This window comes from Janthinobacterium sp. GMG2, assembly GCF_033949445.1.
In the GTDB taxonomy this organism is placed as follows: Bacteria; Pseudomonadota; Gammaproteobacteria; order Burkholderiales; family Burkholderiaceae_D; genus Janthinobacterium; species Janthinobacterium aestuarii.
In genome coordinates this window covers 308204-319930 of record NZ_JAXAWA010000007.1, presented here as the reverse complement: position 1 = coordinate 319930, position 11727 = coordinate 308204, and the positions used below count along the sequence as shown (strand labels likewise).

At 66.9% G+C, this 11727-nt stretch carries 12 protein-coding genes and 1 pseudogene; 6 read left to right on the top strand and 7 right to left on the bottom strand.

Translation table 11 applies throughout. From position 1 onward, the window contains the following. Positions 1-464 precede the first annotated feature (464 nt). From gstA to SKZ59_RS23600, 6 genes are all read left to right on the top strand, one after another. Positions 465-1079: a glutathione transferase GstA gene (gene gstA / locus SKZ59_RS23625; protein ID WP_319993112.1), complete on the top strand. Its 615-nt coding sequence runs from the start codon at positions 465-467 to the stop codon at positions 1077-1079. Positions 1080-1364: 285 nt separating this feature from the next. Further along, the gene (locus SKZ59_RS23620; protein ID WP_319993111.1) at positions 1365-2921 is read left to right on the top strand and encodes an FAD-dependent monooxygenase; all 1557 of its coding nucleotides are present in this window, start codon (positions 1365-1367) and stop codon (positions 2919-2921) included. 61 nt (positions 2922-2982) lie between these two features. Beyond that, the gene (locus SKZ59_RS23615; RefSeq protein WP_319993110.1) at positions 2983-4080 is read left to right on the top strand and encodes an acyl-CoA dehydrogenase; all 1098 of its coding nucleotides are present in this window, start codon (positions 2983-2985) and stop codon (positions 4078-4080) included. Between the two features lie 56 nt (positions 4081-4136). After that, the gene (locus tag SKZ59_RS23610) at positions 4137-5003 is read left to right on the top strand and encodes an HDOD domain-containing protein (protein ID WP_319993109.1); all 867 of its coding nucleotides are present in this window, start codon (positions 4137-4139) and stop codon (positions 5001-5003) included. 92 nt (positions 5004-5095) lie between these two features. Beyond that, a complete protein-coding gene (locus SKZ59_RS23605; RefSeq protein ID WP_034754765.1) occupies positions 5096-5527 on the top strand; it encodes a hypothetical protein in 432 nt (143 codons plus the stop codon). Then, a complete protein-coding gene (locus SKZ59_RS23600) occupies positions 5524-6471 on the top strand; it encodes a DUF2145 domain-containing protein (protein ID WP_319993108.1) in 948 nt (315 codons plus the stop codon). Before SKZ59_RS23605 ends, SKZ59_RS23600 begins: the two co-directional genes overlap by 4 nt. 9 nt (positions 6472-6480) lie before the next feature. Here the strand turns inward: SKZ59_RS23600 and SKZ59_RS23595 are convergent, their stop codons facing one another. The 7 genes and pseudogenes from SKZ59_RS23595 to SKZ59_RS23565 all read right to left on the bottom strand — a co-directional run bounded on the left by SKZ59_RS23595 (position 6481) and on the right by SKZ59_RS23565 (position 11698). Beyond that, positions 6481-7782: a glycosyltransferase gene (locus tag SKZ59_RS23595; protein ID WP_319993107.1), complete on the bottom strand. Its 1302-nt coding sequence runs from the start codon at positions 7780-7782 to the stop codon at positions 6481-6483. Beyond that, positions 7766-8362 (bottom strand): flavin reductase family protein, encoded by a 597-nt coding sequence (locus SKZ59_RS23590; protein WP_319993148.1) that lies wholly within the window; start codon positions 8360-8362, stop codon positions 7766-7768. The genes SKZ59_RS23595 and SKZ59_RS23590 overlap by 17 nt, the downstream gene beginning before the upstream one ends. Positions 8363-8371: 9 nt before the next feature. Continuing rightward, a pseudogene (locus SKZ59_RS23585) lies at positions 8372-8788 on the bottom strand (GNAT family N-acetyltransferase); the annotation flags it as partial. A 47-nt stretch (positions 8789-8835) separates the two neighbouring features. Beyond that, positions 8836-9465 (bottom strand): NAD(P)H-binding protein, encoded by a 630-nt coding sequence (locus SKZ59_RS23580; RefSeq protein ID WP_319993106.1) that lies wholly within the window; start codon positions 9463-9465, stop codon positions 8836-8838. Positions 9466-9523: 58 nt separating this feature from the next. Further along, positions 9524-9907, bottom strand: coding sequence for a nuclear transport factor 2 family protein (locus SKZ59_RS23575; RefSeq protein ID WP_319993105.1), 384 nt, complete (start codon positions 9905-9907; stop codon positions 9524-9526). Positions 9908-9938: 31 nt separating this feature from the next. Further along, a complete protein-coding gene (locus SKZ59_RS23570) occupies positions 9939-11039 on the bottom strand; it encodes an alkene reductase (protein ID WP_319993104.1) in 1101 nt (366 codons plus the stop codon). Between the two features lie 74 nt (positions 11040-11113). Then, positions 11114-11698 (bottom strand): TetR/AcrR family transcriptional regulator, encoded by a 585-nt coding sequence (locus SKZ59_RS23565; protein WP_319993103.1) that lies wholly within the window; start codon positions 11696-11698, stop codon positions 11114-11116. Between the last annotated feature and the right edge of the window lie 29 nt (positions 11699-11727).

The window sequence follows — 11727 nt, the reverse complement described above, 5'->3', positions numbered from 1 at the left end:
CCGAACCAGGAATGTCCGGCGTTCAGATGGAAAGCATCGATGCCCGAAATCGCTCCTGTGTTGTTGCGGATGAAGTGTATGGCCCCCACGGCACATGCCATATAGGAGCACTCCGAAAAGCGGATACATTGCAAAAAATGGCTATGTCACCGTCAGATGTGGGAATGCGCCCAGCGTTGCTTTCAATAATGCTCCGGTGAACGGATACACCGGGCGTCGAGTATCCAGCGCCATAACTGAGCAAACTGCGCGATAAAACTGATCCATCAAGCAAACCCGGCAATACCCGGCAGCGAGCTGGAAAGCCTGGTGCCTGGAACAATACCGATGCGGCGCCGGCGGCCATTTGAGCCAGCGCAAACCTCCTTCGAGCGTGCACGGCCACTTGCGCGAACACGCGTTTACCGCGCGGCGGCGCAGGTCTATAGTGGCATCTTTCCCACCTTTTCAAGGACAGGATCGCCATGAAACTCTTTTATTCTCCAGGCGCCTGCTCGCAAGCGCCGCACATCCTCCTGCGCGAAACGGGCACGCCATTTACGCTGGTGAAAGTCGATCTGGGCCAGCACCGGACGCAGGAAGGCGGCAATTACTATGAACTCAACCCGAAGGGACAAGTGCCGCTGCTGGCGCTCGACGATGGCACGACCTTGAGCGAAGGCCCCGTCATCGCCCAGTACATCGCCGAACAGAGCGGCAAGCAAGACCTGCTGCCGCCCGTGGGCAGCCTGGCCCGCTACAAGGTGCTGGAGTGGCAGAACTACATCACGTCCGAGCTGCATAAATCGTTCAGCCCCCTGTTCGATTCCCGCATCGACGCCGCCACCAAGGCCTTGTTCATTGAGCAACTCGGCAAGAAATACAAATGGGTGGACAGCCGCCTGGAAGGCCAGGCCTACCTGACTGGCGACACGTTCACGGTCGCCGACGCCTATCTGTTCGTTATCACGGGCTGGGCGCCAGGCCTGGGCGTGGATTTGTCCGCGCTGGCGAATGTGCAATCCTTCCTGGGCCGAATTGCCCAGCGCGACAGCGTCAAGGCTGCCTGGGAAGCGGAAGGTTTGGCCAAGGCCGCCTGAAGCCCTTTGCACGGGGTTCCCTGGGCTGGCGGAGCGCGACAGTCCCGTGCTAAGATCGTGCTGTCGAAAAAGGTGGACCGGCGTGGTGAGCCCCGGTCAGCCGTCCGCCTGCGGACGGTCATATTCCAGCCCTGGGGGCAGCGGACCACGACGAAAAGCGGACGTGCGCCGTTTTTTCGTCGGCGTGCGTTCCGTCACCCTGCTGCCTGAACGTCGTTGCGCCTGCCGCGAAAATTCACCACGTCCTTGACCGAGTGTGCTCTGCACAACACCCAGGACGACATCATGAACCCAGCTTCAATCCACACCCCTGTACTCATCATCGGCGGCAGTCTCGTCGGACTTTCAGCATCGCTCTTCCTCGCATGGCGGGGCGTGCCGCATATCCTCGTTGAAAAACACCACGGCAGCGCCGCCCACCCACGCGCCACGGGCTTTACGGAACACACGCTGGAATTTTTCCGCGCCGCCGGCATCGCCGAACGCATTCCCCAGGTACCGCCCGGCGCCACCGTGCGCCGCGCCCGCGTGGAAAGTCTGGCGGGTCAGCACTACGAGGAATTGCCGTGGACGCCAGGCCAGCCGGAAGAGCGCGACGGCAAGGCTACGCCCATGGCCGGCGCCGCCATCGCCCAGGACCTGCTGGAACCGATACTGCGCGAGGCCGCGCGCGCACGGGGCGCCGATCTGCGCACGGGCGTGGAACTGTTGTCCGTGCAGCAGGATGCGCAGCGCGTCACGGCGCAGCTGCGCCAGCGCGACACGGGCGCAAGCTATGCCGTCACGGCCGATTACCTGATCGCCGCCGATGGCGCTGCCAGCCCCATCCGCGAACAGCTGGGCATCGCGCGCCAGGGCGCCGGTCCCCTGCGCGTGCTGCGCAGCGTGCTGTTCCGCTGCGCGGAGGCGGACACCTTTCTGGAACCGGGTATCCGCCAGTTCGACATCGACCAGCCAGGCTTCAAGGGTTTCCTGGGCACGTATTCGGACGGGCGCTGGTTCCTCATGTTTGAAGAACAAAGCGACAGCACTGACGCGCAATTGCGGGCGCTGATCCGCCAGGCCCTGGGCAAGGACATGGCCTTCGAGCTGATCACCACCGGGCGCTGGGAGCTGGCCGGGCTGATCGCGGACAGGTTCAGCGAGGGACGCATTTTCCTGGCCGGCGATGCGGCCCATCAATTGCCGCCCACGCGGGGCGGCTACGGCGCCAACACGGGCATCGACGACGTCTACAACCTGGCATGGAAGCTGCAAAGGGTGGTGCGGCAACAATCGCGCCCCGCCCTGCTCGACACCTATACGGATGAGCGCCAGCCCATCGCCTGGCTGCGGCACCAGCAAACCTTCGCCCGGCCGGACTACGCGAAATGGGTCGGCGACGGCTACCAGAACGAACCCTTGTATGGCAACCTGGCGATGGAGCTGGGCCAGTTGACGCGCTCTGGCGCCATCCTCGGCGCGGACGCGGCGCTGCCGCCGGCCGCCCACCCGCGCGACTGGGCTGGCCAGCCCGGCACGCGCGCGCCCCACGTATGGGTCCGGCATCGCGGCAACAGCGTCTCCAGCATCGACCTCTTGACCGACGATTTCGTGCTGCTGACAGCCGATCCCCGCTGGTCTGCCGCCGCCGCGCACCTATCGTTGAAGACCTTGCTCATCGGCGCCGATGTGCTCTTCCCCGCCGATCAGGCCTTCGGCGACACCTACGGCACAGGCGATGACGGCGCCGTGATCGTCCGGCCGGACGGCATCATCGCCTGGCGCTCGGCCCCGGCCGCGGCGCCAGGCGCCACGCTGCTGCGCGCCGTGATGGAAAAAATCGCCATGCCGCACGGCTGACGGCAACGGCGCCGCCGCGCTGTGCGAAAATGCCCGCCTCTGCCATTGCCGGACTTTGCCCATGCCGCACGCTGCCATTGCTACCCTTTCCGAACGCGACGCGCGCCGCATCGCCCGCCACGCCCAGGCGGCTGATGCGGCCCGCTTCCTGCATCCGGCCCAGCAAGCCTTGCTGCACCGGCGCGGCTGGCTGACGATGCTGGCGCCGCGCAGCGCGGGCGGGGCCGAATTGCCCTTGCCGCAAGTGGTGCGCCTGGAGGAAGCCGTGGCCGCCGTCGATGGCAGCATGGGCTGGGTGCTGACCCTGTGCGCGGGCGCGGGCTGGTTCGCGGGTTTTCTGGCGCCCGACATGGCGCGGACCATCATCGGCACGCCCCGCGTCTGCCTGGGCGGCAGCGGCGCGGCCACCGGCTACGCGGAAGAAGAAGGTGACGGCTACCGCATCACGGGCAGCTGGGACTACGCCAGCGGCGCGCCCATGGCGACCCACTTCACCCTGAACGCCCAGCTGCGGCGCGATGGCCAGCCTCTGCTCGATGACGAAGGCAAGCCGCGCATCCGCGCCTTCCTCGTGCCCGCCGCGCTGGTGCAGCTGCTGCCTTCGTGGACCAGCATCGGCATGCGCGCCAGCGCCTCGCACAGCTACCGGATCGACGGCCAGTGGATTGCCAAGGAAAATGGCTTCACCATCGACGCCAGCGCCGCGACGGCCGGCGGCCCCCTGTACCGCTACCCGTTTTACTCGCTCGCCTACGTGACCCTGGCCGCCAACGTGGCCGGCATGGCCGCGCATTTCATGCAATTGGCCGAAGAATGCATGCACCACCGCCGCCACGCGCGCGCAGGCTTGCCGCTGCTGGAGGTACCGGAGGTGGCGGCCATGTTGCAAGCAAAGAAAGATGTTTACGCTGCCGCACGCACCCGTTTTTACACCGTGCTGGACGACAGCTGGGCAACGGTGGCAGGCGGCGCGGTGCTGGACGACAACGCCATGCAGGCCGTGCAAGAGCGCTCTCTGGAGCTGGTCGCCGTGTGCCGCGCGGCAGTCGATGGCCTGTATCCGTATTGCGGCCTGTACGCGGCCCGCGAAGACAGCACCATCAACCGCGTGTGGCGCGACTTTCATACGGCCGGCCAGCATGCATTGCTGCTGCCCTGACAGGCGCATGGCTGAAAAGGCTGCCGGGCGCCATGCAGGCCGGATTGCCTGATACTATGGGAGCATTGCTACTTCCCGCTCCCCTACCCATGCACGTCAACACGCTCAGCAGCCTGGCGCAACTTTTGGCCAGCGCCGAAACGGAAACCCTGGCCTTTCCCACAAGCATCAATACGGCCCTGCTCCTGCAAAAGGAGCTGGCCAATCCCGATTGCCACTCGGCCGACATCAGCCGGCTGCTGCTGTGCGAACCGACCTTGTCGGCGCGCGCCGTGGCGCTGGCCAATTCGGCCCTGTTTGCGCCCGGCCAGGCGCCCGCCATCACCAGCGTGCGCGGCGCCGTCGAGCGGCTGGGCCACCGCAACCTGTATGCGCTGGCGACGGCGGCCGTCATCCGCCAGCTGAACGCGGGCATCCGCGACGAAGCCTTGCGCGCCCGCGCTACCCAGCTGTGGGCGCACACCGTGCACGTGGCGGCGCTGGCGCATGGATTGGCGGGCGCCGTCACGCAGACGGATGCCGATACGGCGCTGTTCGCCGGCATCGTGCATGAAGTGGCCGGCTTTTATCTGCTGGCCCAGGCCGACAAGACCCCGGGCCTGTACGCCCACCTGGAAACGCAGATGGCGTCCGCGCTGGAAGTGATCGGCCGCGCGCTGATGCGCCAGCTGGGCGTGCCGCAGGCGGTTGCCGATGCCGTCAATACCTTGCCCGGTTCGACCATCATGCTGCCGCCCGAAGGCTTGCGCGACACCCTGCTGCTGGCCAAGGCGCTGGCGCCCGTGCCCTCGCCGCTGCCGCAGGCCGGCATCACCGTCAGCGCGCCGCTGCAGGCCTACCTGGACAACGATCCCGTGCTGCTTGCGCTGCGCACGCAGCCGTCGGCCGAAGCGAAAGCCCTGATCGAGGTGCTGCTCAGCTGATGGCCGATCTGCTATGATGGCGCAGGCCGGGATGGACCCGGTCCGCTTTCATTCATGTCCACTGGAAAACTGCCTTGACTACCTCCTTACGCATGCTCGGCCTGGCCGCAGCTCTGACCATGGCGTGCAACGCCAACGCCGACAGCTTCGTTTCCTCGGCCTCCAGCGCCGGCTCGCAGTCGAGCGGCAGCATTTCCGATTCGCTCAACGGTTCGAGCAACAGCTCTTCGCGCGACAACAAGGTGGCCAATGGCCCCTACCGCATCATCGACGTGGCAGCCTTGCCAGGCCGCAACGGCATGACGCGCCTGACCATGCAGGCCGACGCCACGGCCACGCCGCTGGTGCTGGACTTGCCGCAAGCGGCGCTGGACAAGCAGCAGCTGGCGCAGGGCGACGTGGTGCATGCGCAAAACCGCGCCTACGGCATCGAATTCTCGCGTAACGACACGCGCGCCGCCTTCTTCCTCGTGCTGGCCGACGACTGGTACGGCGAAATGGCCACGCGTCCCGTCAGCCTTTGATTCGTTTTCTCCCGCGCCGCCCGGCACTGCTGCTGGGCGTTTGCGCCATCTTCAGCGCCGGCGCGGCGCAGGCGGGCACCTCGCTCGCCTCGTCGCGCTTTTGCGACCGCGCGCAAGAACTCACGGCCACGGAACAGGACCGGCTGCTGCGCTTTGCCGCCGTCGTGCGCGAAGAACTGGCCGCCAGCGAAGGCAGCGTGGCCCTGATCAGCCGCTCGGGCCTGGACCTGGCCCGCTTCGGCATCCGCTATTCGCACGCGGCACTGGCCTGGCGCCACGACAGTGACAGCGGCTGGTCCGCGCGCCAGCTGTACTACGCCTGCGACGAAGGCCGCCCGCGCATCTTCGACCAGGGCACGGCCGGTTTCGCCATGGGCACGGAAAATCCATCGCTCGGCTACATCTCGCTCGTGAAACTGCCGGCCGAAACCGTGCCGCCCCTGCGCCGCGCCCTGCTCGATCCCGTGCGCGTGCAGCAGTTGCTGGCGGGCCGCTACAGCGCCAACGCGTATGCCTACAGCCTGAAATACCAGAATTGCAATCAGTGGGTGGTGGAAATGCTGGCCGCCGCCTGGGGCGAACTGGCGGCCGGCGGCGACTTGCGCGCCCGTGCCCAGGACTGGCTGCGCGCCGCGCCGTATGCGCCCGCCCCCGTCGACGTGGGTGCGCGCTGGCTGATGCTCGGTTCCATCTTCGTGCCCCTCGTGCACATGGACGACCACCCGCCGGAAGCCATCGGCACGATGCGGCTGGCAGTGAGCTTGCCGGCCAGCCTGGAAGCGTTCGCGCGCCAGCGCCTGCCCGCCAGCGAGCGCGTGGAAATCTGCCACGACGGCAAGCAGGTCGTGGTGCACCGGGGCTGGGATGCGATCGCCGACGGCTGTATTCCAGGCGTAAACGACAGGATCATCGCCCTCGACGATACGCCGCACGACAGTCCCTGACGACAGTCCCTAAGCAGCGGCCAGCACCGCTTCGACCTGGTCAAGCAGGCGCGATGGTTCGAGCCCCTGCCCCATCCGGCGGGCCACCTCGCCGCACGCCAGCTGGACCCCGGGCGCGGCGAGCAGGCGCGCCAGCTGCCGCTGCATGCGCCCCGCCGACAGGCGCCTGGCCAGCAAGACATCCCCCACGCCGAGCCGTTTGACCCTCCAGCCATTATCGAACTGGTCGTATGCGAACGGCACGATCAGTTGCGGAATGCCCGCACGAAAAGCATCCGCGCTGGTGCCGATGCCGCCATGGTGCACGACGGCCGCCACGCGCGGCAACAGGGCCGCAAACGGCACGTGCGCCTGCCACATGACGCTGGCCGGCAAATCCTGCGGCACTTGCGCCGCATGGGGCGTGAGGAACAGGCCGCGCCGTCCCAGCCGCCGCAACACTTCCAGGGCGACGCTGAAATAGCGCTGCGCGTGCTGGTGCCCGGTACCGGGCGTAAACACGATGGGCGGTTCGCCCTCGCCCAGAAAGCGTTCCAGCTCCGACGGCAGCGCCGCAGCGCCATGCGTGGCGGCGCCGGCGAAACCAGTTTGCACGAAATACGGCGGCCAGTCCGCCTGCGGGGCGGCGAACCACGCTGGAAACAGTCCCAGCGAGGCATCCGGCGCGGCCAGCATGTGCGCAAAAAAATGCGCTTCGGGCGGCAGTCCGTGCTGCGCGCGCGCCCCGTTCAGGCCAGGCAGCAGCACCGGGTCGACCATGCTGCGGTTGATCAGCCGCCACAGGGCCTGCCGCCAGGCCAGCGGCACCCAGGCGGGAACGCGCAGCGAGCCGGCCGCCAGGAAATCATGGCTGCTGCACAAATTCGATGGCGCCAGATAGGCCGCGACGATGCGCAGGTCCGGGCGTGCCGAGCGTGCCAGGGCAGCCATCGGCACGAGGAAGGGGTGGCACAGCACCACGCAATCTTCTCCGTCCGGCAAGCCTTGCACGATGCCGCGCACGGCGCCCAGGTGCGGCACGAGGCCGCGCCACACCAAGCCCCAGCCCTTGCGTTCATCCCACAGGCCCGGGTCGCCCAGCATGGCCTGGCCCTCTGCCGCGCTGCCAAAGGTGTGATATGGCAGCCTTGACGCCTGCGCTGTCGCTTCCTGCCAGCCCGGCACGAGCAGCAGCACGCGCCGGCCCCGTTGCTGCAAACCCTGCGCCAGCGCGATAAACGGTTGGATGTCGCCGCCCGTGCCGCTGCTGGCGACGATGACGAGCGGCGTGGCGGCGGCCTGGCCCGCCAGCGCGTCAGCCCGGGGCAGCATCGAGCGCCTGGCCGATCGCATAGAAGCGCCCGCCGGCGATGTAGTGCAGGCTGCGCCAGGATGGATCCGCGTCTTCGAAATGCCAGTGCCCGTCGCGGAACACGCGCGTGTCGGCCCAGGCGCCCACCACTTCGCCGATGAACAGGTCGTATGCGGTCTGGTTGTGCGACTCGGGGATCAACCGGCAGGCCAGCCAGGCGGAACACCCGGCCACGAACGGCAAATCGTATCCGTCCATGTGAAACAGCCGCACGCCGGCGCGCGCCAGTTTGTCGGGCTGTGCATCGAGGCTGTACGTGCCGACGGCGTGGGTCAGTTGCAGCTGCGCCGCCGTCGGCACCTGGATGACGAACGTGCCGCTGCCTTCGACCAGCGCGCGTGTGCGCGTCGCCTTGTCCAGCACCACGGTCAGTTTGGGCGGCGCGAAATCGAGGGCGCAAGCCCAGGCGGCGGCCATCACGTTGTCGATGCCGCCATGGCGGGCCGAGACGAGGATGGACGGACCGTGATTGAGCAAACGATAGGCTTTTTCCAGCGGCACGGCGGCGATGTGGTCCCGTTCATTTAGCGACAGCAGCATGTCCCACTGGTCGATGCCGGGCCCGAAGCCGTCCGGCGTCACCTTGACTGTCTCAAAGCCGAAGCGCGCATAAAAGGCCTGCGTGTGCTGGCTGGTGTTCATACTCACCTCGGCCACGCCCGGCACGGCGCGGATGGCGTCCAGGCGTGCCTGCGTCAGCGCGCGGCCCAGACCCTGGCCGTGCAGATCCTGCGCCACCATGCCCCAGCACAGGCTGGCCACCGTGCCGCCCGTGTCCAGCGCATGGCCGCCGCAGGCGACGATGCGTCCGTCGAGTTCGATGACCAGATAAGGATGTGTCGAATTTTCCAGCCAGGCGGCAAAGTCCGCGCGCTCGGACGGGTCGAAAAAGCGCGGCGTATTGCCGTCGAAAAGAGCCAGGCAGGCATCGCGGTCGCCGGCCTGGTAAGGACGCACTGTTTGCATTTGTTGTACTTAAAAAAACATGAATGGCAATTATAAGGGGCGCGCGGTCAAGCCAGCTGTTCCGGGCCGACGACGTGCACGCCCGGCGTGCCGGCCAGCGCCGCTTCCAGCAAAGCGCTGGCGATACGCGGCGCGGGATTGATGCGCCAGCGGCGCGGCAGCACGGGACCGAGCACGCGCAGGACGCGCAGGGCAGCGCCCTCGCCCGCCCGCGCCTCCTCGCGTTCGCCGCCGATCAGTCCCGGCCGCACGTGCGTCAGCGATGCAAAGCCCAGCGCTTCCAGGTCGCGTTCCAAGTCTCCCTTGACGCGGTTGTAGAAAAAGCGCGAGGCCGCGTTGGCGCCGGCGGCGGAATTGAGCGCATACGTGCGCGTGCCGGCCGCCAGCGCCATCCGCGCCGCGGCCACCGGATAGTCATGATCGACTCTGCGGAACGCCTGCCGCGTGCCCGCCACCTTCATGGTCGTGCCCAGGGTGCAGATGACGGCGTCCGCCTGCCACCAAGGGGCATCGGCCGGCAAACGGTCGAAGTCGACGAGCGGCGCGTCCAATTTGGGATGCGCCGGCAAGGGCTTGCGCACGGGCGCGACGATGGCCGTGACGCGCGTGTCACTCAGCGCCAGGCGCAGCACTTCGCGGCCCACCAGGCCCGTGGCGCCTATCAGTATCAGTTTCATTCATTCTCCCCGCATGCTGGACGCCACACGATACAGCATCGGGCGCCCAGGCAGCGCATCAGGCGCCCGCGTGCGTGTGATAGATCTTGCTCACGATGGTCCACTCGCCCTGCACCTTGAGCAGATTGAAAAAGTCGGTGAAGCGGAAGCCCGAGATATCGTCCGTGTCGACGCGCGCGCTGGCCGCCGTGCCCACGATATCGATCCGCGCGATGGCCGCCTTTGCCTGCGGCGATGGACGGAACGCGCTGTCGATGATTTCGAACAGGCCTTCGATGGGCCCGCCCGTCAGCTTGTCTTCCCCGTCGATGCCGAAAATGGTGGCCTCGCTGCTGAAGGCGGGGCGCATGATGCTGCTGTCGGCCTGCGCGCCGCCCGCATTGTATTGATTCAGCACGGCGACAATCGCCTGGTAATCCTGCACATAAGTGGTGTTGTTCATGGTGCGCTCCTTGGTTGGGTGAAAAGAAAAATCAGGACTGGCTGGCCGGCCAGTCGGTGTAGCCGACGGCGCCGCCGCCGTAATACGCCGCGCGCGGCGCCACGGCCAGCGCCACGCCATGGCGCAGGCGCGCCACGAGGTCCGGGTTGGCGATGAAGGGACGGCCGAAGGCCACCGCATCGACCTTGCCTTCGGCGCGGCGCGCCAGCGCCAGCGGCAAGTCGTAATGGTTGTTGCCGATGTAGGGGCCATCGAACAGCGCCCGCAACGCGTCGAGGTCGACGCCGTCCGGTACCTCGCGCGAGGTGGCCGTGGCGCCTTCGACGAAGTGCAGATAGGCCAGCCCGTGGCGGTTCAACTGTCCGATCAAATAGCCATAGGTGGCCATCACGTCGCTGTCGACGGGCGTGTTGCCCGCGTCGGGCGTGACGGGCGACAAACGGATGCCTACCCTCGCCGCACCCCACACGTCCACCACGGCATCCGTCACTTCCAAGGTCAGGCGCGCGCGGTTGTCGATGCTGCCGCCATATGCGTCCGTGCGCCGGTTGGTCGAGTCGCGCAGGAACTGGTCGAGCAGGTAGCTATTGGCCGAATGCACCTCGACGCCGTCGAAACCGGCGCGCAACGCGCATGTGGCCGCATGCGCATACTGGGCAACGATGCCGGCGATTTCCCGCGTGTCCAGCGCGCGCGGCATCGACACGGGCTGCATGCCGCTGGCCGTGTAGGTGCTGCCCTCGGCCCGGATGGCGGACGGCGCGACGGGCGCGGCGCCATCGGGCTGCAGGCTCGTATGAGAAAACCGCCCCACATGCCACAGCTGGCAGACGATCTTGCCGCCGGCCGCATGCACGGCGTCCGTGACCAGCTTCCAGCCAGCCACCTGCTCGTCCGACCAGATGCCCGGTGTCAGGGCATAGCCGCGCGCCTGGGGCGAAATATTCGTCGCCTCGCTGATGATCAGGCCGGCGCTGGCGCGCTGGGCGTAGTACTCGGCGTGCAAGGCGTTCGGCACGCCATCGTCGCCCATGCGGCTGCGCGTAAGCGGCGCCATGACGATGCGGTTGTCCAGCGCCAGCGCGCCCAGGTCGACTGGAGAAAATAGATCGCTTTCATGCTGTTCGGTCATCGTATTGCTTTCATATTGTGCGAGAGATCAAAAAATAACTGACCGGTCGTCTAGTTAATGATTAAAAAAAACGGCTACGCCAGCAGCCGTTGCGTGGTGGACATGGCCGCGTCGAACGGCCCGCCGTTCCTGGCCACCTTGACCATCAGGGAAGCGCCCAGCCACAGCTGGTACAGCGATTCGGCCAGCACGCGGGCCGGCGTCGTCGCCGCCACGGAACCGTCGAGGTGGCCCGCTTCCACGCACTGCGTCAGACGGTCGAGGACGGCGCCTGTGCCCTGCTGCAACACGGCGCCCATGTCCACGGACAGGTCGCACACTTCGGCGCCCAGCTTGACCACCAGGCATTTGCCTTCCGGCGCACTGCCGGCCTGGGTCGTGCTCCAGTAGTCAAAATAGGCCAGCAGGCGCTCGCGGGCGGTGCCCGGGCCGTCCAGCAAGGCGTCAACCGTCTGCAGATAGGTGGTGAAATAGTCGTCGAGCAAGGCTTGGCCAAACTCTTCCTTCGACTTGAAGTAATAGTAGAACGAGCCTTTCGGCACGCCGGCCGCCGCCACCAGTTCGGCCAGGCCCACGGCCGTATAGCCCTTCTCGGCCATCAGGGCCTTGGCGATGTCGATCAGGTGCTGGCGCATGTCAGCGGAGGATTTTTTGCTCATGCGGCCAGTATAGCAAAAAATCTGACCGG